Raw genomic sequence first — 23502 nt, forward strand, 5'->3', positions numbered from 1 at the left:
GGGGGGTGCGGAGCGCAGTGTACCATCCGGGCGAGGGGGCGGGCCGCGGACCGCACATCTCGAAAGAGGCGCTCGCTTCTGCCGGGCGATGCGCGAGTGAGGTCGACCCGTGCTTGAGCGCAAATCCAACCTGATCCGACCCGACCTGCGCCAGGAGCGTCTGGCCGTCGCCGCAGACGATGGTGGCGTCAGCCGCGGCGAGCTTTTCGCTTTCGCGCGCCGTCATGCCTGGGTGATCTTCGGCTGCATGCTGGCGAGCCTCCTGCTCTCCTGGCTCAACGTCGCCTCGCAGGAGCCGACCTTCACCGCGCGCGCCCAGATCCTGATCGACCCGCGGACGCCGGAGGTCCTGAACACGGAAGGCCGCTCGGTCGAAACCTCGCTCGACACCGCCGAGGTGGAAAGCCAGACCACCCTGCTGCGCTCCGAGCTGATCGCGACCATGGTGATCGACGCGCTCGACCTGACCAACGATCCGGAGTTCCAGGGCCAGAAACCCTCGCGGCTCGACATGCTGGTGAATTCGGTGGCCGAGCTCCTGCTGAAATCCGGGCTCGTCGATCCCTCGCAGGTCTACAACTGGCGCGACCGCAACCTGCGCCGCGCCGAGGCGGAACCCCAGGACAAGGCGACCCCCATCGTCGGCGCCGCCGAAACCCCTATCGATCCACGCCGTCTGGCGCTGGCGATCTTCCAGAGCAAGCTCGGCGTCAGCCGCGTCAGCGTCTCCTATGTCATCGAGATCGCCTTCAGCTCGCGCGACAGCGCGCGCGCGGCGCAGATCGCCAATGCGACCGCCGACGCCTATCTGCGCGAACAGGTGCTGTCGAAGATCGCGGCGATCCAGCAGGGCAACGCCTGGCTCGAGGAACGGCTGAACGAGCTCAGGCGCAAGCTGAACATGGCGACCCAGGCGGCGCAGACCTTCCGGGCGCACCACGACTTCGGCATCCCCGAGGCGGCCCCGGCGGATGTCGCCACCATCACCTCGCTCGATCCCGCGGGCGGCGAGGTGAAGGAGGAAGCCACGCTGGAGGAGCTGGAGGCGACAGCCGACACCTACCGCAAGCTCTATGGCAGCGTGCTGGAGGCCTATACCGCCTCGGTGCAGTATCAGTCCTTCCCCTATTCCGCGATACGGGTGATCACCCCGGCGGCGGAGCCCTTCGAGAAGAGCCGCCCCAATACCAAGATCAGCCTCGCCTTCGGCGGTCTGGTGGGGCTGCTGCTCGGGCTCGGCGCGGCCTTCGCGCGCGAAAGCCTCGACAGCTCGATCCGCTCGCCCCGGCAGATCCGCGCCGATCTGGGGGTGGATTGCATCGCCGAGATCCCGCGCATGTCGGGCTGGAGCCGGGAGCGCCGCCTGCTCGCCGCCGGCGAGCTCGACCCCGGATCGCGCTTCGTGGCGGCGCTGACGCGGCTGAAGACCGCCGTGCGGGTCAATGCCCGGGGAGGCGGGCCGGTGGCGGTGGGCCTGACCTCGGCACTGCGTGGCGAGGGCAAGAGTGTCACCGCGCTGGGGCTCGGGCTTGCCTGCGTGCAGGCGGGCTACCGGACGCTGGTCGTCGATTGCGATCCGCATCCCGCAAGCCTCAGCGCCGCCTATCCGCATCTCTCGGCGGGGCAGGAGGGCGAGACGGGCAAGCCACTGCGGCATGACGGCTGGTTCGACCTGATGCCGGCCGGGCAGGCGGGGATGACGGAGCGCGGCTGGAAGAGCCTCGAGCAGCCCTATGATGTGGTGATCGTCGATCTGCCGCCGATCGAGCGGGCCATCGACGCTCTGCCCGGCGCTCCCGGCCTCGACTTCGTGATGATCCTCGCAGCCTGGGGCGAGACCCCGCTGGAAGCCGTGGGCGAGGCGGTGCGGATCTCGGGCGCGCTTGGGGCGCCGCTGCTTGGGGTCGTGCTGACCGGGACGCCGCGGTCGAGGGCGCGGCCGGGCCGCTCCGCCGATAAAAAGGCGGCGGACCACCCAATCCGATAAGCCCTCTACATCTTTTTTGACGCCCGGCGTCCCCCGGCGCCGTCACAGGATGGGCGCGGGTGGGCCGCTTGGCGCGGCCCGGAACGACAGCAGATCTGGAGCCTCCATGACTGATTTCCCTTCCCCCCTCTCGGAGAGCGCGTCGCAAGGGGCGGCGCGCGGCTTCGACGAGTTCCTCGAGGCGGTGCGGCTGCACGGCTCCGATCACGATGAGGCCGGGGTCCGGCCGGTCGGCGGCGCCGTCAAGCGCGTCGCCGATCTGCTGATCGCCATTGTCGCGCTGGTGACGCTGACGCCGCTGATGCTGATGATCGCGCTCCTGATCCTCGTCACCATGGGCCGCCCGGTCTTCTATGCGCATGAGCGGATCGGCTTTCGTCACCGGCGCTTCGGTTGCCTGAAGTTCCGCTCGATGATCAACAACCCCGACGCGGCTCTGCGCCGCCATTTCGACGCCGATCCCGAGGCCGAGCGGGAGTGGAATGAAACCCGCAAGCTGCGGGACGATCCGCGCATCACCTTCGTCGGTCGCGCGCTGCGGAAATCCAGCATGGACGAATTGCCCCAGCTGCTGAACGTGCTGCGCGGCGAGATGAGCTGCGTCGGGCCGCGGCCGGTCACGGCGGAGGAACTCGACCGCTACGGCGAGCGGGCGCCGCGCTATCTCTCGGCGCGTCCGGGGATGACGGGGCTCTGGCAGGTCAGTGGCCGCAGCTCGGTCGGCTACGACCGGCGCGTGGCGCTGGACGAGGACTACGTGCGGGGCTGGTCGCTGCGGCGCGATCTGAAGATCCTGCTGCGGACGGTGGTGGTCGTCGCGAGGCTGGACGACGCGGCCTGAAGGATCTTCTGCCAAGATCCTTCAAGGCGCGTTTTCTGCGAAAACGCCGGGCCTGATCTTTCGCAGAAAGATCGTCCTTCCGGGCTTTCGCAGAAAGCCCGGCCTTGGATCTTACATTTCGCCCGCCGGGCTCACCCGCTGCAGCTCCACCTTGATCACATCGCCCGGTGCGACCGGGGTCGTGGCATCGGCGGCGAGCTCCTGCGCGCCCTCCGCCTCCTCCCGCACGATCGAATAGACCGTGGTCAGCCGCGGGTTCGATGTCGCGAGAGACGTCGGATCGCTCATCTCGGCCTGATCGATCAGCTCCGCCGTGGTGCCGATCCGCCGCTCCGTCTGTTCGAGCAGCGCATGGGCCTCGCGCAACTCCTCCGCGAGATCCAGCGTGCGCTGGGTCTGGAGGTCGATGATCGACAACTGAGCCCGGCTGACCTCCTGCTGGGCGCGCAACAGGCTCGTCTCCACCCGCAGGCGCTCACCGTCGAGCTTGGCAATCTCGCGCTCCATGCTGCGGGCCTGCATCGTGGCCACCACCTCGCTTACCGTGTCGAGATCCTCGCGCAGCGAACGCACCTGCATCTCGACATTCTCGAGCATGGCGCGCTGCGCCGGGACCTCGGTCTGCAGGTCGACCCGCAGCTGTTCCAGCGCCGCAAGCTTGGTGCGATAGGCCTCGCGCCGGGCGGCGAAGATCGCCTGTTCCTGAGCGATCAGCTGGCTCACCGCGGGCTCGCCGATCCGCACGGCGAGCTCCGGCGGCGGCGTGAAGGTCTCGGCGGCAGTAAGCTCCGCCGCCAGCCGCGCGATCCGGGCCTGTGCCGCGTCGCGGTCGAGCTGCAGGATCTCCAGCTCGCCCTCGCCAGCGATGACCTCGCGCTCCTGGTCTTCAGAGCGGGTGCCGAGGCCGCCGGCAAGGCTGACGGCGCGTAGCACGGTCAGCCCGGGGCGATAGGGGTAGGCACCGGGCTCGGCGACTGGGCCCAGGATGTAGAAGGGGCGGTATTCGACGATCTCGACGGCGACGCTCGGCTGACGACCGAGGCCGAGCCGCTCCGACAGCTGGGCGCTGATCCGCGCGGCAAGCTCGTCGCGGGTGGCCCCGGCGGCCTCGATCTGACCGACCAGCGGCAGGGACAACTCGCCCGCGCTGCCGAGCGCGTATTCGTCGTTGAGCGCCTCCCAGCTGAAGGTCTCGTCCCGCGAGGCACGCCATTCGAAGACCTTCAGCCGGATCCGGTCCTCCGGCCCGAGCCGATAGGCCTCCTGTGCCGCGAGGGGCCCCGTGGGCAGCAGGGCAGCCAGCGCCAGAGCCGCAAGCCCAACCGCGGGAGACCTCGCTCGTTTCCGCACAGCAGCTGCCATCCCGCGCCTCTTCTCGTTGCCCGCCCACGCCCGCCGCCAGTCTGGCGCCGGAGGACGCAGGCGCGCGACCGTCCATTGGTGCCGCCGCTCTGCCGGAGGGAGGAGGACTCCGTCATCGGGGGAGGTAGGCCCGCCGAAGGGAGGATGGCACGCGACCGCAGTCGCGGGTCCACCGGGAGGGAGGCGCGCCCATGCTCCGAGACCACGGGTGCACCGCACAGGAAGACAGGGGGACAGGCGGATGCTGCAACTGCTCACGGCGCCGGGGGCCGACGGGGAACCCGTTGCGATTCCGGCCACGACGACCCTGCCGGATCTCAAGGTCGCCATCGTCCATGACTGGTGCCCGGATTTCCGCGGCGGCGAGCGGGTGCTGGCCCGGTTCTGCCGGCTCTTCCCGCGGGCAGAAGTGTTCACTCTGTTCGATTTCCTCGATCCCGAGATCAAGGCGCGCCATTTCCCCGGCACGGTGTTCCACACCTCGCCGATGAACCGCTGGCCCGGGGTGCGGCGCTACTACCGCTCGCTCTTCCCGCTCTGTCCGATGTTCGTCGAACAGTTCGACGTGACGGGCTTCGATCTCGTGCTGTCCTCTTCGGCAGCCTTCGCCCGCGGGGTGCTGACCCGGCCGGACCAGCCGCATCTGTGCTATGTCCACAGCCCGCCGCGTTATGCCTGGGACGAGCAGTTCACCTACATGGATCAGGCCGGTCTCGGCTTCGGGCCGAAGGGGCTGCTGTTCCGCCACATGCTGCACCGGCTGCGGATTTGGGATGCGCGCACGGCGCATGGGCCCGATCTGATGGTCGCCAATTCCGAATTTGTCCGGGCGCGCATTCGCCATATCTACGGCCGCGATGCCTCGGTGATCCACCCGCCGGTGGAGATCGAGGAAATGCCCTTCACGCCGAAGAAATCCGACTACTACGTCGCGGCGAGTTTTCTCGCGCCCTACAAGCGCACCGATCTGGTGCTGCGTGCCTTCCGCGAGATGCCGGAGCGCAAGCTGCTGGTGGTGGGCGGCGGCCAGCAATCCGAGGCGCTGCGGGCGCTGGCGGCGCCGAACATCCGCTTCACCGGCTATCTGGAGCGCAGCGACTACATCGACACCCTGCGCAACGCCAAGGCGATGATCTTCGCCGGCTGCGAGGATTTCGGCATCGCGCTGGCCGAGGCGCAGGCCTGCGGCACGCCGGTCATCGCGCTCGGTCGGGGCGGGGTGCGCGACATCGTGCGCCCTCTGGGGGCAGCGCGGCCGACGGGGGTGCTGTTCTCCGAGCAGTCTGTCGCCTCGGTGCAGGCGGCGGTCGAAGCCTTCGAGCAGAGCGGCGATGCCATCGACCCGGCGGCCTGCCGCGCCAACGCCCAACGGTTCTCGGCAGAGCGCTTCGACAGCGAGATCCTCGCCGCCATCTCCCGTGCGATCACCGCCTGCGACGCGCCGGACTTCGTGCATTGAGGTCTGGTGCCCCCGGAGCGTGATGGTGCGGGTGTGCATCGGGGCGACGCTCTGCGCGCAGACTCAGTCCGCCGCGCGTTGTCCAGTGTTCTGCGATGGTCGCTGTGGATTGTCTCTGGATTGTCGCTGACATTTTCCTCTGCCAGTTTAATAGGCTGTGAGCGCGAATTGAATTGTTTCCTTGCCATTAAACCTGCGCTTGAATTTTTGCATCTCGTCTAGTTTTAGAGCCAAAAAAACCGCGGTTAAAATCAAGATAAAATTAAACATATCGTATACAGGTTTAATATCGCTGATGGTCATGTTGATAGTGCAGCGCAGATGCGGCTGCGCAAGACTTGGGCAATCTGCTTGTTCCGCAAGGTCTTGATGGAGACCCTGATGCCCCTCTCCAGGCCCGAGATCGCGGAGATGGACCCCAGGCTTTGCCTTGGAGAAAACTCTCCGCGCTGCCGTCGGACACAAATTTCGTGCCCCGTCCCCGCCCGGGGATCATCGAAGCACGGGCACGGAATCCGTGAGTATAGCGCCTTTTTTTATTGCTGTTCCCGCGCTCCTGCCGCTGCACATGAAACCGTCCCGCGCGGCAGAGCGTCCTGCAATGGCAGTAACAAAATGGTGCCAGATGGGGGCCAGCTGATCCTGTCCCCGCAACGGCTGCCGACGAGCGTCACCGCCGCGCGGACATACCTTGCGAAGACCACGCGATGCTGGCCCGATCCACCGGACAATTCCCCGCATCCGATCAAAATGATCAATTTCGGCGGCTGCGTCACGCAGATGCCGCGCCGCCGAAAGACGCATGTCCGTTAGGATTGCCGTCTGGCGTGGTGCGGTATCACGAAGGGGGCGCGTGCGACCTTACCCCCCTACGCAGTAAGCATTACGCCTGTGGGCTTGATCTGACAAGCCGCACGGGACTAGGGTTTTATCAGGAAGGCCTATATCTGGGGGATTTTTTCGATGACATCTTCTCGAATTGCACCGTTTTCCGAAATTGAAACTGAAGGATTGCAGAATGCGATGGATGCGGAGGCGCCGCTGGTCCTGGTGGTCGATCCCCGCCCGATGCTGCGTCACCTGCTCGAAGGCTTCGTCGAGACGAGTGCGCATATGCGGGTGGTCTCCACTCCGAGCCTGAGGGACTGGCTGCGGACGGGGCAGGGGGTGCTGCCTGACGTGATCCTGCTCTCGGTGCCCGATGGCGCGCGGCTGCCGGGCAGCCTGTCGGAGCTGGCGATCCCGGCCAGCGATCCGCTCGCCGCCGTTCCCATCGTCGTGCAGTCGAACGAGCGGCCGGGGCATCAGATCCTCGACCTGCTGAAGGTCGGCATTCAGGGCTTCATCCCGACCAGCGTCTCGACCGGAATCGCGGTGCAGGCACTGCACCTCGTCTGCGCAGGCGGCACCTTCGTTCCGGCGAGCTTCCTGTCCTCGCTGCCCGACAATGCGCACAAGGCCTCGGAGGGGCAGGGCTTCCTGACCGGGCGCCAGCTGCAGGTGGTCGAGGCGATCCGGCAGGGCAAGCCGAACAAGATCATCGCCTATGAGCTGAACATGTGCGAGAGCACGGTGAAGGTTCATGTCCGGGCGATCATGAAGAAACTCAAGGCCCGCAACCGGACCGAGGTCGCCTATCTCTTCTCTTCCGAAACTGCCGATCTCGACTGCATGCTGCCCAACTGACGGTCATTGCTCGCGCCCGAGGGGGCGCCGGACCCCGGCCTCAATGAAAGGAGGACGGGGTCTGTGCATTGGGCGCGAGCGGGATGATCAGGGCGAAGTTCTCGGATTCATCCATCACCACCAGCCGCCAGTCCTTCCAGTCATCGAAGCGTGTTGCCTGCTCGATCCGGAATTCCCGGATGATTTCCGCCGCGACACGGTGGGCATCGGCCAGATCCGTCGCAAGGGCCCCACGGTCGTCACGAATGACGTTCTGGCTGTCAACGAGGTGGAAGAAATACCGTGTGACCATGACTATCACTGCCGATACTGCCGCCCCGGACCCTAGCAGGCTTTTGTGCGGCAGCCTCCGGAAAAATGGGTAGGACGGCCTCATCTCGTCCATGGCCGCTGGCTGATCGACGCTATGCGCTGCCGCGTTCGATCAGGCTGACGGGCAAGATGCGGATGGTGCCGTCGCTGCCCTGGCCGGAGAGGATGAGGTCGATGAGGTCCAGCGTCTCGTTCACCATGCGGCGCAGCGGTTGCTGCACCGTGGTGAGCCGATAGCCCGCCCAGTCGGCCTGCGGGATGTCGTCGAACCCGATCACCGCCAGATCCTCGGGAATGCGCAGCCCGATCTCGCGTGCCGTGTCGATCACCGCCAGCGCCATCACGTCATTCTCGCAGAACAGCGCATCCGGCGGGATTTCCGCCTGCAGCAGCGGGCGGACCGCATCGCGGGCCTGGATGTAGGAGAACTCGCCCGAGGCCGCGCAGAACGGCTGCCGGCCATGCTGCTCCAGCACGTCAAGAAAGCCGCGCGCCCGTTCCAGATGGGTCGAGGTATTGCGCAGCCCGCTGACATAGCCGATCCGCTGCCGCCCCGTGGCAAGGAAATGCTGCGCCACCATCCGGCCGCCGCCGTAGTTGTCGCAGGTGACGGCGGTGATCCTCGCATCCGGCTGCACCCGGTTGAACAGCACCACCGGCAGGTTCTGCCGCCGGCAGGCGCTGGCCAGTTGCGAGGTCATGGTCGCCGAGGTGACGATGGCGGCATCGGCGCGGTAGTCGATCACCTGCTGCATCACCAGATCGATGGAGCCTCCGGGCGGGATGGCATGCAGCACCAGCTTCCGGCGGCGTTCGTGCAGGCGCTGCGACAGCTCCTCCAGCACCACGGGGTAGAAGGGGTTGGTCAGATCACCGGCCACGAGGCTGATCGTGCCGGTGGCGATCCGGCTCAGCGTGCGGCCCGAGGGAGTCTTGTAGCCGAGCTTCGCCGCCGCCTCGAGCACCCGCTTGCGCTTCTCGTCGGAAAGCGAGCTGCCCGGCTGGAAGGCACGCGACACCGCCGCCAGCGAGACGCCGGTATGGGCTGCGAGATGCCGTGCGGTGATCTTTGCCATGCCCCCTCCCCAGCGCCATCCGCCGAAGCTAACGGGCTTTCGCGGCGAGTGCACCCGAGAGCGATGCAGATCTTGAAAATATTTCAACGCCTGTCGCGGGACTTGCGCAAACTGGCCCTCCTGGCAAATCGTCACCCGCAGGATTTGGAGGATCTTGCATGACCATCACCCATCTGAAGAGCGGCAAGTCGGAGGCCGAGAAGAGCCAGGACAACGCCCAGACTCGCGCCGTCGTCGAGGCGACGCTGAAGGAGATCGAGGAGCGCGGCGATGCCGCCGTCCGCGAGCTCAGCGCCAAGTTCGACGGCTATACCCCCGAGCAGTTCCGCCTGACGCAGGATCAGATCGACGCGTTGATCGCCAAGCTCACGCCGCGCGAGCTGGAGGACATCAAGTTCGCCCAGCAGCAGGTGCGCAACTTCGCGCAGGCGCAGCGAGACTCCATGCTCGACATCGAGGTGGAGACCCTGCCGGGCGTCATCCTCGGCCACAAGAACATCCCGGTCCAATCGGTCGGCTGCTACGTCCCGGGCGGCAAGTTCCCCATGGTGGCCTCGGCGCATATGTCGGTGGCGACGGCGGCGGTGGCAGGCGTGCCGCGCATCGTGGCCTGCACCCCGCCCTTCAAGGGCGAGCCCAATCCGGCGGTGATCGCCGCCATGCATCTGGGCGGGGCGCATGAGATCTACGTTCTCGGCGGCATTCAGGCCATCGGCGCCATGGCTCTGGGCACCGACACGATCGAGCCGGTGCATATGCTGGTGGGCCCGGGCAATGCCTTCGTCGCCGAGGCCAAGCGTCAGCTCTATGGCCGGGTCGGCATCGACCTCTTCGCCGGGCCGACAGAGACCATGGTGATCGCCGACGAGACCGTCGATGCCGAGCTCTGCGCCACCGACCTGCTCGGGCAGGCCGAGCATGGCTACAACAGCCCTGCCGTGCTGGTGACCAATTCGCGCAAGCTGGCCGAAGGCACCATGGCCGAGATCGAGCGCCTGCTGAAGATCCTGCCCACCGCGGACACCGCCTCGGTCAGCTGGCGCGACTATGGCGAGGTGATCCTCTGCGACAGCTATGACGAGATGCTGGCGGTGGCCAACGACATCGCCTCGGAGCATGTGCAGGTGATGACCGACCGGGACGACTGGTTTCTGGAGAAGATGACCAGCTATGGCGCGCTGTTCCTCGGGGCGCGCACCAACGTCGCCAATGGCGACAAGGTGATCGGCACCAACCACACCCTGCCGACCAAGAAGGCCGGGCGCTATACCGGCGGGCTTTGGGTCGGCAAGTTCCTCAAGACGCACAGCTACCAGCGCATCACCACCGATGCCGCCGCCGCCGAGATCGGCAGCTACTGCTCGCGGCTTTGCATCCTCGAGGGCTTCGTCGGCCATGCCGAACAGGCCAATGTCCGGGTGCGGCGCTATGGCGGGGTGAACGTGCCCTACGGCGAGGCGGCGACGTGATCGCCGCGCGCTTCGACCTCACGGGCAAGCGCGCGCTCGTCACCGGCGCCGGGCGCGGGATCGGGCGCGGCGTGGCGGAGGCGCTGGCCTCCGCCGGGGCCGCAGTCACGCTCTGCGCCCGCTCGGGCGCCGAGCTCGCTGAGGCGGCCGAGGTGATCAAGGCGGCAGGGGGCCGGGCCGACTGGCTCGCCCTCGACGTCACCGACCGCGCGGGCTTCGCCGCCGCCATGGACGAGCAGCCCGCCTTCGACATCCTCGTCAACAACGCGGGCACCAACCGCCCCAAACCGCTCGCCGAGGTCAGCGAGGAGGATTTCGACGCGGTGATCGGCCTGAACCTGCGCGCCGCGGTCTTCACCGCGCAGAGCGTGGCCCGGGGCATGAGCCGCGCCGGCAAGGGCGGGTCCATCATCAACATGTCCTCGCAGATGGGCCATGTCGGGGCAGCCAACCGCACGCTCTACTGCGCGTCGAAATGGGCGCTGGAGGGCTTCACCAAGGCGCTGGCGGTCGAGCTCGGGCCGCAGAACATCCGGGTGACACGATCTGCCCCACCTTCATCGAGACGCCGATGACCCGCCCCTTCTTCGAGAACGAGGCCTTCCGCGCCGAGGTGCTGGGCAAGATCAAGCTCGGACGCCTCGGCCAGATCGAGGACGTGGCCGGCGCGGCGGTCTTCCTCGCCTCCGACGCCTCGGCCCTGATGACCGGGTCGGCGCTGATGCTGGACGGCGGCTGGACGGCGGACTGAGGGTCACGCGGGGGAGGGGGCCGCAGCTTCCTCCCTTCAGCGCTCGAACCGTCGTGTGCTCCACACGCAAAAAGCGAAATTTCCGCTTTCAAACACGCATGGCGACCGTCACGTCTTCTTGAAGTCAATTCGATTGCCAGATATCCCACGCTTGATACCATCTTTATATTCATCAGGACCCGGTGAAATTCCGGGTGGCTCTTCCGGCCGCCGATCCGCCGGACAACTTTTCGACGCCCCAGGTCGAAAACATTCCGATGATCGCAACGCGTGGATCGGAGAGAGTATGGGCAAAGCATGATGACGCTCAAACAGGTCTGTTGAGGACGACACGGCGCAACAAGCGCCAAGTGTTGCTTCCGCCATTCCATTTGCGACGGCCCTTCGGCCGCTGAAATCCATTTGCGCGCCATTCTGGCGCGTTCCTCGTCATTTTACGGACCGGGAGGCGCAAGCCCCCGTTCTGTTGAGGTATTTCCATGTTCTACAGGCCGGAAATCGATGGCCTGCGTGCCGTGGCGGTGCTGCCGGTCATTCTCTATCACGCCAATATCTCCTGGCTCAGCGGCGGCTATGTCGGCGTGGACATCTTCTTCGTCATTTCGGGCTATCTGATCACCACGATCATCGCGACCGAATTGGCGCAAGGCCGCTTTTCCCTCGCCGATTTCTATATCCGCCGCGCCCGCCGCATATTGCCCGCGCTCTTTGCCCTCCTGCTCCTCTGCATTCCGGTGGCCTCACTCCTGATGCTGCCGGCGCAATTGGCCGATTTCGGCAAGAACGTCGTCGCGGTGCTGCTGTTCGTTTCGAATATCCAGCTCTGGATCGAGGGCGGTTATTTCGAGACCGACTCATCGATGAAGCCGCTGCTGCACACATGGAGCCTTGCGGTGGAGGAGCAGTTCTATCTGGTCTTCCCCCTGCTGATGATCTTCGCCTGGCGGCTCGGGATGCCGCGGCTTTTCTGGCTGGTCACGGCGCTGGCGGCTGTGAGCCTCGCGCTCGCCGAGGGGCAGCGCTGGCTCGGGCCGCCGGTCAGCTACTACCTGACGCCGGCCCGGGTCTGGGAGCTGCTGGCCGGATCGATCTGCGCCCTGCTGCTGCTCGGTCGCACGCCGCGCGGCAATGGGGCGCTGGCGCTTCTGGGGCTGGCGATGATCGGCGTCGCGGTGGCCAAGTTCCACCAATGGACGCCGATGCCCAGCATCTATGCCCTGCTGCCGGTGGGCGGCGCGGTGCTGATCGTGCTCTTCGCCACGCGCGAGACGCTGGTCGGGCGGCTTCTGGCGCTGCGGCCGTTGGTCGGGATCGGCCTCATCAGCTACAGCGCCTATCTCTGGCATCAGCCGCTCTTCGCCTTTGCCCGGCTGCAGAGCTTCGAGGAGCCGGGCCAGCCGGTCTTCCTCGCCCTCTCGCTGGCGGCGCTGCTTCTGGGTTGGCTGAGCTGGCGCTTCGTGGAGCTGCCGTTCCGCCGCAAGGGCGGCATCGCCTTTCGCCATCCGAAGGCGATGTTGGCGGGGGCGGTAGCCTGCTCGCTGGGGCTGGCCGGGACAGGAGTGCTGCTCACCGGGTCGGGCGGCTTGCCGCAGCGGTTGCCGGGCGAGGTGCAGCGCCAGTTCGCCGAGGGCGGCTGGAGCCATCGCTGCCTCTTTCAGGTCACGGACGGCCCGGTCAGCTTTCCCACCGAGGGCTGCGTCTTCGGCAAGGGCAGCACCAAGGTGGCCATCCTCGGCGACTCCATCGCGGCAAGCCTCGCGCCCGCCATCATCGAGAGCCTGGGCGGGCAGGATGTCGAAATCCACCAGCTGACCCACGGCATGTGCCTTCCGGCGGTCCGCACCATCCCCGATACCCATGTCGCCGCCGCCTGTGCCGACTACATGCAGCGGGCGACGCAGCACCTGCGCGAGATCGGCGTCGATCTGGTGGTCACCGCCGCCTCCTGGCCGGATTTCGGGCGCGAGACGCATTACGACGGTGCGCCGATCCCCGAACTGACCGAGGCGCAACGCGACGCCATCGCGACCGACATCGCGACGACGCTTGCCGGCCTGCGCGCGCCGGTGCTGATGCTGATGCCGCATCCCCATGCCGGCAAGCGCATCCTCGAGGCTTCGGGGCGCTACTACAACCAGACCCGCCAGCCGATCCGCGACTATTCCGTCAGCCACGCGGACTTCGCCGAGGCCAATGCCGTGGCCTTCGACGTGCTGCGCCGTGTCAGGCTGACGGGGCTGACGCAGGTCGAGGCGCATCGGGCGATGTGCCGCGACGGGCGCTGCTACTTCGTCGAGGGCGGGCGGCTCATCCTGTCGGACTTCCAGCATTTCACCCACCACGGCGCGCATCGCGTGGTGGCGCTGCCCGAGGTGCAGCGGTGGTTCGCAGCCTCGCTGGCGGGAGAGGGCCGCTCCTGAAGGGGTCAGGTCTGGCGCCGCAGCCGGGCCATCACCTCGGCCACGTCATAGGGCTTGCTGACCACCGGCACATGCGAGAGCGTCTCGGGCAGGCTGAAGCTGGTGCCGTAGCCGGTGGCGAAGACGAAGCGGATCTGCCGCGAGTTGAGCGCCTCGGCCACCACGAAGGAGGTCTCGTCGTCGCCGAGGTTCACGTCGAGCACCGCGAGGTCGGGCTTCGTCCGCTCGATCAGCGCGAGGGCCACCGTGGCATTCGGCGCGATGCCCACCACCTCGAGCCCCTGATCCTGCAGATCGGCCTCGAGCGACATGGCGATCAGCAGCTGATCCTCGACCAGCAAGACCCTTTTGCCCAGGATCGGATCGCCCCGCTGCGTCTCGAGCGCGGGGCGCGAGGGTTCGGCCGCAGCCGCGCGGGTGAGCTGTATGAAGCGCGGCGGCAGGGTCAGCTCCGCGCGCAGCCCCGAGATGGCGTAGTCAACCTTCACCTGCCCGCCCAGATCGAAGGGGATCGAGCGGTCGATCAGCGCCGTGCCGAAGCCGAGCCGGGTCGGCACCCGCACTGGCGGCCCGCCGCTTTCCTGCCAGCGGATCACGCAGGCGCCCCCCGGCGCCAGTTCCCAGCGCACGTCGAGCCGGCCCTCGGTCGAGAGCGCGCCGTATTTCACCGCATTCGTCGCCAACTCGTGCAGCACCAGCGCCATGACCGAATAGGCCCGCGCATCCAGCGTCAGCGCCGGCCCGTCGAGCCGCACCCGCCCGTCCTGCCCGGCATAGGGTCCGAGCTCGGCCATCATCAGATCGGCCAGACTGCCGCCGCCATCGCTGCGCACCACCTGATCATGCGCCAGCGCCAGCGCCTGAATCCGTCCGCGCAGGGTCTCGGCATAGCTGTCCAGCGTCTCGCCCTGCTGCGGCTGCTGGTTCACCAGCGAGCGGATGATGGCGAGGATGTTCTTGACCCGGTGGTTCAGCTCCTCGTTCAGCACCCGCTGCCGCACGGCGGCGCGTTCGCGCTCGTCGGCCAGAAGCTCGCTGTTGGTCAGCAGCACCTCGACCACGGCGCGGCGGATCTCCTCGGCGAACTGCCGGTCGCTCTCGGACCAGGGCGCCGATTTGCCCTGAACCATCTCCTTCCAGATGGCGAAGCTCTTGCGCGGGGTCAGCCGGTCGCCCAGAGGGCCGCTCTCGTAGGTCTTGTTCGGGTCGCCCGCCCAGTCCAGCGTCTGCACCGCCTCGCGGCGCAGGTAGATGAGGAAGTCGCGCGGCCGCTGCGACAGCGGAATGATCAGAGCCCCGGCAATCTCGGCGGTCAGCTCCTCGGCCTGCGGCAGCAGCGCCGAAAGGTGATGCGTCGCGCGGATCTGCCCTTCAGGCGAGGTCAGCGCCAGCCGCAGAAGCGGCCCGGCCTGTTCCTCGGGCGGGGTCAGGCCGTAGCCCGACCATGCGCCGTTGAAAGACAGGGCCACCCCATCCGACGGCACCAGTTCGGCCAGCCGGGGCAGGCGGTTGCGCAGGGCGGTGCCTATATCCTCGTTGCGGCTGGCATCGACCAGCAGGTCGTCGAGCGACCGCCGCGCCACCTGTGCCGCTTCCAGCGCCTGCCTGCGGCGCAGCGAGTCGAGATGCAGCGAGAAGAACTCGCCCACCATCTCGGCGGCGGCCCGGTCGGCCATCGGCAGCACCCGGGGCGTGTAGTGGTGACAGGCGATCAGCCCCCAGAGCTGGCCGTCGATGATGATCGAGATCGACAGCGAGGCGGCCACCCCCATGTTGCGCAGATACTCGCAATGGATCGGCGAGACGCTGCGCAGATGCGCATGCGACAGATCGAGCGGCTCGCCCGAGCCGTCGAGCACCGGCAGGATCGGGATCGGCCTGTAGCTCGCATCGCCGATCATCCGGATCGGGTTCTTGAGATAGAGTGTGCGCGCCTGTTTCGGAATGTCGCTCGCCGGGAAATACTGACCGCGGAAGCTCTCCAGCATCGAGGTCTTGGCCTCGCTCACCACCTTGCCCGCGCCGTCCGATCCCAGTTCGTAGATCATCACCCGGTCGTAGCCGAGCTGGGCCTGGATCAGCCCCGCCGCCCGCTGCACCAGCTTCTCGGCGGTGGGCAGCATCCGCAGCCGGTCGATGATTGCGCGTGCCGTGCTGAGCGTGCTGCCCGGGTTGCTGGTGCTCGGCTCGAACTCCAGCATCGTGTGGCCAAGATAGCGGTGCACCGTCAGATCGAAGCACCCTCCCGGCAGTTCCAGCCCGAAGACGAGCCCGGGACGCTGGCCTTCGGGCGTCATCGACAGCGCGTTGGCGATCCGATGCGCCGCCTCGTGATCCAGCACCTCGGCCAGCGGGCGTTCGTTCGGATCGCCCTGCAGGCCGAGCACGGCGGGGGCATTGGCCGAATGGCGCAGCACCAGCCGCGCCGCGGCATCGCAGGCGAGAAGACAGCCGTGCGGCTGGATCGATCCGGGGATGTGGATCGGTTCGATATCGCAATTCGTGAGGTCGGTGGTTGGGGTGGCCGGCGTCATGCGTAGCTCGCATCCGCCGTCGCCACGGCCCGTGCGCCATAGGAGGTGACTGCCAGCGCGAAGACCTCGCGCGCCGCGGCCTCGGACGCTTCGGCATCCAGCTCCGCCGCCTCGAGCCAGAGCAGGAAGCGCCGCCAGCGTTCGGCATCGTCCGACTGCCGCGCCAGATGCCGCGCCGCAAAGCCGCCGTCGAAGCCGAGCAGCGCCGCCCGCCGCGCCAGCACCCGCGCCCCGAGACCTGAGCCTTCGATCACGTAGAGCGCCCCTGCGACGGCGGAAGGCGTGGCGAGGCTGGGAAAGCGGGCGTGGGCGGGGCAGGCCATCTCCAGATCGGCCAGATCGGCCTGCAGATGGATGCCCAGCGGCACGATGCGCCAGCTCTGCCCGCGCAGGCGGCGGAGGGCGGGGTCGAGCGCGGCGCGAAAGCGGTAGGTGCCAACCAGATAGGCGCGGTAGGCGGCTTCGTTGCGGAAATCTCCGACATGGTCGTCGAGGAGGTCATGCAGATCGCGCGTGGCGGCCTGAAGGTGTTTTCGTATCAAAAGGGTCTCGCATCGTCGCGCAGAGGGATCGGCAGCGTGTTCCAACGTGCAGGCACGCAAAAGGTTCCGCCAAAATGCGGATTTTCCCCCGAAAGCCAACCCGTCCCGTGCATTCAGGACGGGCGGTCGCCCTCGGTCGGTGCCTCCGGCGTCCAGCAGAAGGTCGTCGGGCGGCTCATGTAGCGGAGGGTCGAGGTGAACCAACCGTAGATGCAGACGAGCAGCAGGATGCCGAAGACGATGAACACCGCGGCAGGTTGGATAAGGTTCAGAGCAACATCCATCGAGACCTCCCCTGTCTTGTCTCCCGCAACGCCCCAAAGACGCCGCCGGTTCCTCCAACCAACGGCGGGACAGTCCATTTTCGGTTCCGCTTCACGGGTTTGGCATTTGGTGTCTTGCGGATGCGCCCTTATCTTCGCCGGATCAGCCCCGCCGACGTCCGGCAGCGCTCCGGGAGCATCCATCGCATGACCAACAGACCGACGCAGGCAGAAGCCCGGGGCCTGCAATCCGCGCGCGAGATCGAGGGCCATCTGAAGGCGCTCGACATCTTCACGCCCATGGCGCTCGGCGTGCTTTCCGTCGCCTCGGGGATCTACACCTATCTCGGGGTTTCCTCGCTCCTGAGCGACGAGGGTGCCATGTCCTTCTTCGCGGCCGTCGCCTATTCGCTGGCGGTCTCGGTCGCGATCTTCGTGTTCTGGAGCTACCTGATCCGGCTGTTGCCCGCGATGCGCACCGCCTCGGCGCGGCTCGGGCTGTTCCTGTCGATGGCGCTCGGCTCGCTCGCCATCGTCGCAATGTCGAGCTGGCTCAACGCGGCGGCGCTGGCTGGCTCGGCGGCGGTGGAGCAGCATCTGGCGCTGACGGTGCAGGATTACCAGAACGGGCTGGAGCAGGCCAACCGCGTCGCCGTGGCCGCGCAGGGGCTCGGGCTTGACGTGGCGCGGGCACGGCAGAGCTTTCAGGACCTTTCGGCGCAGGAGGCCACGGGCGATCTGTCGGGCACGGCGGGGCGCGGCGCTGTCTTCCGGGTGCTGACCCAGAAGGCCGACGAGCTTGCGGTGCTCGAAGCGCAGATCGCGGGGCAGGGACCCTTGGTCGAGGAGGCCTTCTCCGAGGGCAACGAGATCCTCAGCCGGATGCGCACCCTGACCGCCTCCAGCGGCGATGTCGAGCAGCGCTCGGTCGAATTCGCCGAGGAGTCGGTGCGGCTCGCCGGTCTCATTGCCCGACTGCGGCAACTGTCGGTGGCGCCGCTGGTGGCCCGGGCGGCGCAGGATCTGTCGGCCTCGGTCGTGCTGCCGGAGCTCGACGGCTCGACCGCGTTGATCCGCAGCGGTCAGCAGTCGACCATCGACTCTGTCCTGACGCTGCTCGGCCAGCGCGCCCGCACGCTGGAGGAGGCCGCCGAGGATGTGCTGGCGATGCCCACGCCCGACGACATCACCTACACGCCGATCTCCACCGCCGATGCGGTGCTGCGCTACGCCCGCGATTTCATCCCCTCCTGGGCCGGGGCCATTGCCATCGACCTTCTGCCCGCCGTGCTGGTGCTGATCATGATGGTGGCGCAGGCCGCCATCCGGCAGGATCGGGGCACCACTGCGCCGGAAGAGACGATGACGCTGGGCGAGATCCGCGCCGCCCTCGCCGCGCTGCGCGAGATGGACCGTCACGGCGAGACGCCGCTCGTCTCGCAGGCCGCCCCTGCCGCGCCCGCTACTTCTCCGCCTGCCGAACCCGAACCCGAGGCGGAACCGCCATCGCAGATCTTCGGCGCGCGTCGGTGAGCGACGAGGCTCAGCAGAGGCGGCCCCGCGTCTCGCGTTCGGGGCGGGTGCTGCAGGCGATGTTGGCGCTGCAGATCGGCCTCGCCGGGCTGATCGTCTTCGGCGATTTCCAGCGGATCGCCCCCGGTCTCTGGAACGGCCCCGACCGCGCGCCGCCCGCCGAGGTGCCGGTGCGCCCGGGCGACCAGACCCGCCGCTTCAGCCCGCGCGACCTGCCGCAGGAACAGCCCGCCGGGCCCGAGTTTCCGCGCAGCGATCAGGTGCCGGCCCGGCTCAGCTTCACCGCGACGCAGATCGGCGAGGTGGAGAATGCCGTGCTTCTGGAGGGGTCCATCGCCCCCGGCGACGGCGAGCGCTTCGCCGACTATCTCGCCAGCCGCGACAGCGCACCGGCGCTCATCGCGCTGCACAGCCCCGGCGGCTCGGTCGGGGATGCTCTGGCCATCGGGCGGACGATCCGCGAGGCGGGCTGGGATACCGTGATGCAGCCGGGGGCGGCCTGCTTCTCGGCCTGCCCCTACATCCTCGCCTCCGGCGTCGCGCGGCAGGTGAGCCGCCGGGCGATGGTCGGGGTGCATCAGCACTATTTTGGCGAAAACACCCTGCTGCCTGCCTTCGTTGCAGTGGAAAGCATCCAGCGCGGGCAGGGCGAGGTCTTGGACTATCTCGACGAGATGGGCATCGACCTCAGGCTGATGTCGAAGGCTTTGATCACGCCGCCCGACAACATCTACATCCTTGTCGAGGAGGAACTGACCGATTACGCCATGGCCACCGAGGTGGTGGACTAGGCGGGCAGCTTCGCCCGCCTGTCGCTTACTGGGTCGCCAGCTCGATCGGCAGCGCCTGAGCCGAGATCGAGACCGCCTCTTCGGCGCGGGCGAAGGTATAGATCGTGCGCGGCTCGGAGGGCATCGAGAAATGCACCTTGTCGGCATCGGCCAGACGCATGACGATGCGCTGCGGCTCGGCCGAGGGCGTGCGGGCGCGGAAGGTGGCGGTCACCTCATAGGCGCCGTCCGACAGGTCGGTGCGATAGGCCACCATGTCGAGCTGCCCGGTGTGCAGGCTGCCCGCCTGGAACGGCTTGGTCAGCGCCACGTCCTCGGCCAGCGCGGCAGAGGCGAGGGTGAGCGAGGCTACGGCGGAGAGCAGGAGGGTGTTCATGGCTTTGTCCCATTCGGTAGAGGATCAGGCCGGAAATTTCTGAGGCCCGCTTCGGTCCGAAAATATTGCCGCGCCGCAGCATTGTCCACGCACGACACTGCCGCAGCGCCATGCGCAGGGCGGGACGCTCCGGCAACGGCATGCCATGGCATGCAAAGGCATGGCCGGAATGTGATGATTTATCCACGGCTTCGGCCCTGCTGCCGAGGTGCGTGTTGTCCTCCGGTGGAGAGGAGGCGGCGGAGCCGGGACATCATGCCTCAGGCGCTTCGCGCCCCGCCCAGACTCGCCCGGAATGCGGCAGAGCAACGCCCCGTCCCCCGCCGCCGCCACATGCCATCCCCCGCCGCCTCGCCGCCCATCCTTCAAGCAAGCCCGCCCGCAAGTGCCTAAGTACTCATCATCCGTCCCTGCACCCCTCGCTGTCACATATTCGTCTTGACGCCTGCGCCCCTGTCGGCCCAGGTTGACTGCGACATATCGGCATCCGAGCCCCGCCCTCCGCAGCGCCCCGCCCTTTCGGCGTGCTGTGGAGGCGGGGCTTTTTGTATTAAGGAACCCCATGCGGCGGCGCATCGATCTCGGCCTTCTCTACTCGCGCTCGGGCAGCTACTCGCTGATCTCCGAGGCCTGCCGGACCGGGGCGCTTGGCGCCATCGCCGAGGTCAATGCCGATCCCGCCTTCGATCTCAGCTTCGTGCCGGTGGAGCGTGATCCCGGCGGCAACATCGACCTCTACGGCCCGCTCTGCGACGAGATCCTGCGCCAGAGCGCGGCGCGGCATGTGGTGGGCTGCGTTACCTCCTGGAGCCGCAAGGAGGTCATCCCGACGCTGGAACGCGCCGGCGGCACGCTCTGGTATCCGGTGCCCTACGAGGGTTTTGAGGCCTCCGACCATGTGGTCTACACCCATGCCTGCCCGAACCAGCACCTCCTGCCGCTGATGGCTTGGACCTTCGCCAGCTTCGGGCGGCGCGGCTACCTGACCGGCTCGAACTACATCTGGGGCTGGGAGATGAACCGGCTGGCCCGCGAGACCATCATGGGGGCAGGGGGCGAGACGCTCGGCGAGCGCTACCTGCCGATGGGCTCGGTCGAGGTGGCACGGATCATCGAGGAGATCCGGGTGACCCGACCCGACTTCGTGCTGAACTCGCTGATCGGCCCGTCGCAATACGCCTTCCTCGCCGCCTATGCCGAGCTCGGCCGGCAAGACCCGCACTTCCGCCCCGAGACCTGCCCGATCCTGTCCTGCAACCTGACCGAATGCGAGCTTCCCGCCATCGGCGCCGCCGCCGAGGGGCTGATCGCCGCCGGCCCCTATTTCCGCGGCGCTACGGGCTGGGCGCGGCCGGGCAACTTCGGCTCCTCGCACGAGGCCGCCGCCCATGCCGCCGTCCGCATGCTGGCCGATCTGCTGAATGGCCGCCCCGGGGCCGAGGCCGCGCCGCTCTCGGCGCTTCTGGCCTCGCCCGCCGCGGCGCGCAGCGGCATCGACGCCCAGACCCACCACACCCGGCTTCCCGCGCTGATTGCGCAGGTCCGCGCCGGGCGCTTCGAGGTGGTGCAGGATTTCGGTCTGGTCGCGGGCGACCCCTATCTTGCGCGCGGGCGCGATCTCGCGCTGCCCGCGCCGCGGCTGAGGGTTGTGCAATGAAGCGGCGGGTCCGGGCGCAGAATCTCGGCGGGGCGCGCGCCATCGTGCTGCACCGCCCGCATCCCACGGTGCAGGCGCTGACGCGGCAGCTCGCGGCCATCGGACTGCAGGTCGAGCAATGCTGGCCCGACCTGCCGCCCTCGGCGCTGGCCGCGGATTTCATCTTCTTCGACGCCGATCTCGGCCATGACGCGCAATTCCCCTGGCAGCCGGGCGAGCCGCCGATGCCGATGGTGGCGCTGATCGGCTCCGAGGCGCCGGGCCGCATCGAATGGGCGCTGAACGCCGGCGCCGATGCGCAGCTTCTTAAGCCCGTGGGCGACGGCGGGGCCTTCTCGGCGCTGCTCACCGCGCGGGCCGCCTTCGATGCACGCCAGTCGCTGTCCGCCGAGGTCGCCGACCTGCGCCAGCGGCTCGACCAGCGCCAGACCGTGGTGCGCGCCGTCACGTTGTTGATGAGCCTCGGCAAGACCGAGGACGAGGCCTATGCCCAGCTGCGCGGCATGGCGATGGCCTGGCGCATCAGCTTCGAGGCGGCGGCCGAGCGCATCGTCGCCGGCCAGCGCAGCCCCTCTCCCGCCAAGCCCGGAGGCGCGCGATGACCGACCTGACCACCACCCCAGCCGCGCAGGCCCCCGCCGGCGCGCTGCGCCGCCTCGCCCGCCGCAAGGCGGCGATGCTCGGGCTCGCGCTGATCCTGATCGTTACCGCGGGCGCGGTCTTCGCGCCCTGGATCGCCCCCTACGCACCGCAAGAACAGATGTTCGACGGGCTCACCATCGAGGGCGCGCCGATGCCGCCGGGCGGGGCCTTCCTGATGGGCACCGACCTTCTGGGCCGCGACCTCTTCAGCCGCCTGCTCTACGGCGCGCAGACCTCGCTGATCATCGGCGTGGTGGCCAATGGCGCGGCGCTCTTGATCGGCACGCTGGTCGGGATCACCGCGGGCTTCTTCCGCGGGTGGCTCGGCAGCATCCTGATGCGCTTCACCGACCTGATGATGGCCTTCCCGGCGCTCCTGCTGGCGATCTGCCTCGCCGCGATTTTCACCCCCTCGCTCTGGATCGTCGCCATGGTGATCGCGCTGGTGAACTGGGTGCAGACGGCGCGGGTGATCTATACCGAGACCACCGCCCTCGCCGAACGCGAGTTCATCGCCGCCGAGCGCACGCTGGGGGCGGGGACGGGGCGCATCCTCTTCCGCCACATCCTGCCGCATCTGGTGCCGACGATCATCGTCTGGGGCACGCTCGGCATCTCGACCACCGTGCTTCTCGAGGCGACGCTGAGCTATCTCGGCGTGGGCGTGCAGCCGCCGACGCCGAGCTGGGGCAACATCATCTTCGAGAACCAGACCTATTTCCAGGCCGCGCCCTGGCTGGTCTTCATCCCCGGCGCCGCGATCCTCCTGCTCGCGCTGGCCTTCAACCTCGTCGGAGACGCGCTGCGCGACGTGCTCGACCCGACCCAGCGGGGACGCGAGTGATGCCGGTCTATCTTGCCCGCAGGCTGATCCAGTCGGTGCTGATCCTGCTCGGGGTCTCGCTGATCACCTTCTTCCTGCTCTACGTCCTGCCCGCCGATCCGGTGCGCCAGATCGCCGGACGCTCGGCCACGCCGCAGACCGTGGCCAACATCCGCGCCCAGCTCGGGCTCGACCAGCCCTTCCTCGTGCAATACGGCCGCTACCTCGCCGGGCTGGTGCAGGGCGACATGGGCCGCAGCTACCTGCAGAAGACCGAGGTCGCGACGCTGATCTGGTCGCGCCTGCCGGCCTCGCTGCTGCTCATGGCGGGCGGCATCCTCTGCGAGCTGGTCATCGGCCTCACGCTCGGCGTCATCGCGGCGCTGTGGCGGGGGCGGGCGCTGGATCAAGGGCTGATGGTCGGCAGCTTCGTCGCCGTCTCCGCCCCGCAATTCGTGGTCGGGCTGCTGCTCCTCTACGTCTTCGCCGTGAAGCTCGGCTGGTTCCCGATCGGCGGCTACGGCACGGCGGCGCATCTGGTGCTGCCGGCGATGACGCTCGGCATCCTCGGCTCGGGCTGGTACAGCCGGATGATGCGCTCCTCCATGGTCGAGGTGCTGCGCGCCGATTACATCCGCACCGCCCGCGCCAAGGGCCTGACCCGCGGCCGCGTCATCCTGCGCCACGCTTTGCCGAATGCCATCCTGCCGATCATCGCCATGATCGGCATCGACATCGGCGTGTTCATGGGCGGCATCGTCGTTGTGGAAAGCGTCTTCGGCTGGCCCGGCATCGGCCAGCTGGCCTGGCAGGCGATCCAGCGCGTCGACATCCCGATCATCATGGGCGTCACCCTCGTTTCCGCCACCGCCATCGTCATCGGCAACCTGATCGCCGATCTGGTGGCCCCCTTCATCGACCCGCGCATCCGCCTTCGCTGAGCGCACCCGTTCAACCAGAAGCCCGCAAAGGGCGATC

Annotated in this window: 19 protein-coding genes, 1 pseudogene and 1 other annotated feature; of the genes and pseudogenes, 13 read left to right on the forward strand and 7 right to left on the reverse strand. The window is 67.9% G+C overall.

Annotated elements, in window-relative coordinates; genetic code table 11:
* The first annotated feature begins 109 nt into the window (after positions 1–109).
* Both AC3A5Z_RS07285 and AC3A5Z_RS07290 read left to right on the forward strand, forming a co-directional pair.
* Positions 110–1987 carry a P-loop NTPase family protein gene (locus AC3A5Z_RS07285; protein WP_487518720.1) on the forward strand — a complete coding sequence of 626 codons (1878 nt, stop codon included), beginning with the start codon at positions 110–112 and terminating at the stop codon, positions 1985–1987.
* A gap of 106 nt (positions 1988–2093) precedes the next feature.
* On the forward strand, positions 2094–2828 hold the full coding sequence (locus tag AC3A5Z_RS07290; protein ID WP_487518721.1) for a sugar transferase: 735 nt from the start codon (positions 2094–2096) through the stop codon (positions 2826–2828).
* A 111-nt stretch (positions 2829–2939) separates the two neighbouring features.
* Here the strand turns inward: AC3A5Z_RS07290 and AC3A5Z_RS07295 are convergent, their stop codons facing one another.
* The gene (locus tag AC3A5Z_RS07295; RefSeq protein ID WP_487518722.1) at positions 2940–4190 is read right to left on the reverse strand and encodes a polysaccharide biosynthesis/export family protein; all 1251 of its coding nucleotides are present in this window, start codon (positions 4188–4190) and stop codon (positions 2940–2942) included.
* A 241-nt stretch (positions 4191–4431) separates the two neighbouring features.
* On the opposite strand from AC3A5Z_RS07295, the gene AC3A5Z_RS07300 reads away from it, so the two are divergent.
* Both AC3A5Z_RS07300 and AC3A5Z_RS07305 read left to right on the forward strand, forming a co-directional pair.
* Positions 4432–5649 carry a glycosyltransferase gene (locus tag AC3A5Z_RS07300; RefSeq protein ID WP_487518723.1) on the forward strand — a complete coding sequence of 406 codons (1218 nt, stop codon included), beginning with the start codon at positions 4432–4434 and terminating at the stop codon, positions 5647–5649.
* Between the two features lie 1023 nt (positions 5650–6672).
* Positions 6673–7335: a LuxR C-terminal-related transcriptional regulator gene (locus tag AC3A5Z_RS07305; protein ID WP_487518724.1), complete on the forward strand. Its 663-nt coding sequence runs from the start codon at positions 6673–6675 to the stop codon at positions 7333–7335.
* Between the two features lie 40 nt (positions 7336–7375).
* Here the strand turns inward: AC3A5Z_RS07305 and AC3A5Z_RS07310 are convergent, their stop codons facing one another.
* Together AC3A5Z_RS07310 and AC3A5Z_RS07315 are read right to left on the reverse strand one after the other, a co-directional pair.
* On the reverse strand, positions 7376–7627 hold the full coding sequence (locus AC3A5Z_RS07310) for a DUF6894 family protein (protein WP_487518725.1): 252 nt from the start codon (positions 7625–7627) through the stop codon (positions 7376–7378).
* Between the two features lie 112 nt (positions 7628–7739).
* Positions 7740–8723 carry a LacI family DNA-binding transcriptional regulator gene (locus AC3A5Z_RS07315; protein WP_487518726.1) on the reverse strand — a complete coding sequence of 328 codons (984 nt, stop codon included), beginning with the start codon at positions 8721–8723 and terminating at the stop codon, positions 7740–7742.
* 158 nt (positions 8724–8881) lie between these two features.
* On the opposite strand from AC3A5Z_RS07315, the gene hisD reads away from it, so the two are divergent.
* From hisD to AC3A5Z_RS07330, 3 genes and pseudogenes are all read left to right on the forward strand, one after another.
* Positions 8882–10192 (forward strand): histidinol dehydrogenase, encoded by a 1311-nt coding sequence (gene hisD, locus AC3A5Z_RS07320; RefSeq protein ID WP_487518727.1) that lies wholly within the window; start codon positions 8882–8884, stop codon positions 10190–10192.
* Positions 10189–10943: pseudogene (locus tag AC3A5Z_RS07325) on the forward strand (SDR family NAD(P)-dependent oxidoreductase). Before hisD ends, AC3A5Z_RS07325 begins: the two are co-directional and overlap by 4 nt.
* Positions 10944–11115: 172 nt before the next feature.
* Positions 11116–11171, forward strand: a sequence feature (sul1 is cis-regulatory element that is thought to sense ions involved in sulfur or methionine metabolism; They are found in Alphaproteobacteria).
* A gap of 251 nt (positions 11172–11422) precedes the next feature.
* Entirely contained in the window at positions 11423–13363 is a 1941-nt protein-coding gene (locus AC3A5Z_RS07330) for an acyltransferase family protein (RefSeq protein WP_487518728.1), read from the forward strand.
* Between the two features lie 5 nt (positions 13364–13368).
* Here AC3A5Z_RS07330 and AC3A5Z_RS07335 read toward each other — a convergent pair whose 3' ends face one another.
* The 3 genes from AC3A5Z_RS07335 to AC3A5Z_RS07345 all read right to left on the reverse strand — a co-directional run bounded on the left by AC3A5Z_RS07335 (position 13369) and on the right by AC3A5Z_RS07345 (position 16723).
* Positions 13369–15897: an HWE histidine kinase domain-containing protein gene (locus AC3A5Z_RS07335; RefSeq protein ID WP_487518729.1), complete on the reverse strand. Its 2529-nt coding sequence runs from the start codon at positions 15895–15897 to the stop codon at positions 13369–13371.
* Complete coding sequence (locus tag AC3A5Z_RS07340) at positions 15894–16439, reverse strand: biliverdin-producing heme oxygenase (RefSeq protein ID WP_487518730.1); 546 nt, start codon at positions 16437–16439, stop codon at positions 15894–15896. The genes AC3A5Z_RS07335 and AC3A5Z_RS07340 overlap by 4 nt, the downstream gene beginning before the upstream one ends.
* Positions 16440–16552: 113 nt before the next feature.
* Positions 16553–16723, reverse strand: a complete 171-nt coding sequence (locus tag AC3A5Z_RS07345) for a hypothetical protein (protein WP_487518731.1) — start codon at positions 16721–16723, stop codon at positions 16553–16555.
* A gap of 186 nt (positions 16724–16909) precedes the next feature.
* Between AC3A5Z_RS07345 and AC3A5Z_RS07350 the strand changes: the two genes are divergently transcribed.
* The gene (locus AC3A5Z_RS07350) at positions 16910–18235 is read left to right on the forward strand and encodes a hypothetical protein (protein WP_487518732.1); all 1326 of its coding nucleotides are present in this window, start codon (positions 16910–16912) and stop codon (positions 18233–18235) included.
* A complete protein-coding gene (locus tag AC3A5Z_RS07355; RefSeq protein WP_487518733.1) occupies positions 18232–19026 on the forward strand; it encodes a COG3904 family protein in 795 nt (264 codons plus the stop codon). Before AC3A5Z_RS07350 ends, AC3A5Z_RS07355 begins: the two co-directional genes overlap by 4 nt.
* Positions 19027–19051: 25 nt before the next feature.
* Here AC3A5Z_RS07355 and AC3A5Z_RS07360 read toward each other — a convergent pair whose 3' ends face one another.
* The gene (locus tag AC3A5Z_RS07360) at positions 19052–19402 is read right to left on the reverse strand and encodes a hypothetical protein (RefSeq protein WP_487518734.1); all 351 of its coding nucleotides are present in this window, start codon (positions 19400–19402) and stop codon (positions 19052–19054) included.
* Positions 19403–19964: 562 nt separating this feature from the next.
* On the opposite strand from AC3A5Z_RS07360, the gene AC3A5Z_RS07365 reads away from it, so the two are divergent.
* The 4 genes from AC3A5Z_RS07365 to AC3A5Z_RS07380 are packed head-to-tail and all read left to right on the forward strand — an operon-like array spanning position 19965 to position 23465.
* Complete coding sequence (locus tag AC3A5Z_RS07365) at positions 19965–21059, forward strand: transporter substrate-binding protein (protein WP_487518735.1); 1095 nt, start codon at positions 19965–19967, stop codon at positions 21057–21059.
* Positions 21056–21661 carry an ANTAR domain-containing response regulator gene (locus tag AC3A5Z_RS07370; RefSeq protein WP_107665985.1) on the forward strand — a complete coding sequence of 202 codons (606 nt, stop codon included), beginning with the start codon at positions 21056–21058 and terminating at the stop codon, positions 21659–21661. The genes AC3A5Z_RS07365 and AC3A5Z_RS07370 overlap by 4 nt, the downstream gene beginning before the upstream one ends.
* A complete protein-coding gene (locus tag AC3A5Z_RS07375; protein ID WP_111467444.1) occupies positions 21658–22545 on the forward strand; it encodes an ABC transporter permease in 888 nt (295 codons plus the stop codon). Before AC3A5Z_RS07370 ends, AC3A5Z_RS07375 begins: the two co-directional genes overlap by 4 nt.
* The gene (locus AC3A5Z_RS07380; protein ID WP_136793843.1) at positions 22545–23465 is read left to right on the forward strand and encodes an ABC transporter permease; all 921 of its coding nucleotides are present in this window, start codon (positions 22545–22547) and stop codon (positions 23463–23465) included. Before AC3A5Z_RS07375 ends, AC3A5Z_RS07380 begins: the two co-directional genes overlap by 1 nt.
* The last annotated feature ends 37 nt before the right edge of the window (positions 23466–23502 follow it).

The organism is Cereibacter sp. Soil_C_27 (assembly GCF_057657095.1).

Bases quoted from the DNA above. Each gene is read 5' to 3' on its own strand.
- AC3A5Z_RS07290 (WP_487518721.1), top strand. From the start codon at position 2,094: ATGACTGATTTCCCTTCCCCCCTCTCGGAGAGCGCGTCGCAAGGGGCG.
- AC3A5Z_RS07295 (WP_487518722.1), bottom strand. From the start codon at position 4,190: ATGGCAGCTGCTGTGCGGAAACGAGCGAGGTCTCCCGCGGTTGGGCTT.
- AC3A5Z_RS07300 (WP_487518723.1), top strand. From the start codon at position 4,432: ATGCTGCAACTGCTCACGGCGCCGGGGGCCGACGGGGAACCCGTTGCG.
- AC3A5Z_RS07305 (WP_487518724.1), top strand. From the start codon at position 6,673: ATGGATGCGGAGGCGCCGCTGGTCCTGGTGGTCGATCCCCGCCCGATG.
- AC3A5Z_RS07310 (WP_487518725.1), bottom strand. From the start codon at position 7,627: ATGGTCACACGGTATTTCTTCCACCTCGTTGACAGCCAGAACGTCATT.
- AC3A5Z_RS07315 (WP_487518726.1), bottom strand. From the start codon at position 8,723: ATGGCAAAGATCACCGCACGGCATCTCGCAGCCCATACCGGCGTCTCG.
- hisD (WP_487518727.1), top strand. From the start codon at position 8,882: ATGACCATCACCCATCTGAAGAGCGGCAAGTCGGAGGCCGAGAAGAGC.
- AC3A5Z_RS07330 (WP_487518728.1), top strand. From the start codon at position 11,423: ATGTTCTACAGGCCGGAAATCGATGGCCTGCGTGCCGTGGCGGTGCTG.
- AC3A5Z_RS07335 (WP_487518729.1), bottom strand. From the start codon at position 15,897: ATGACGCCGGCCACCCCAACCACCGACCTCACGAATTGCGATATCGAA.
- AC3A5Z_RS07345 (WP_487518731.1), bottom strand. From the start codon at position 16,723: ATGGATGTTGCTCTGAACCTTATCCAACCTGCCGCGGTGTTCATCGTC.
- AC3A5Z_RS07350 (WP_487518732.1), top strand. From the start codon at position 16,910: ATGACCAACAGACCGACGCAGGCAGAAGCCCGGGGCCTGCAATCCGCG.
- AC3A5Z_RS07360 (WP_487518734.1), bottom strand. From the start codon at position 19,402: ATGAACACCCTCCTGCTCTCCGCCGTAGCCTCGCTCACCCTCGCCTCT.
- AC3A5Z_RS07365 (WP_487518735.1), top strand. From the start codon at position 19,965: ATGCGGCGGCGCATCGATCTCGGCCTTCTCTACTCGCGCTCGGGCAGC.
- AC3A5Z_RS07370 (WP_107665985.1), top strand. From the start codon at position 21,056: ATGAAGCGGCGGGTCCGGGCGCAGAATCTCGGCGGGGCGCGCGCCATC.
- AC3A5Z_RS07375 (WP_111467444.1), top strand. From the start codon at position 21,658: ATGACCGACCTGACCACCACCCCAGCCGCGCAGGCCCCCGCCGGCGCG.
- AC3A5Z_RS07380 (WP_136793843.1), top strand. From the start codon at position 22,545: ATGCCGGTCTATCTTGCCCGCAGGCTGATCCAGTCGGTGCTGATCCTG.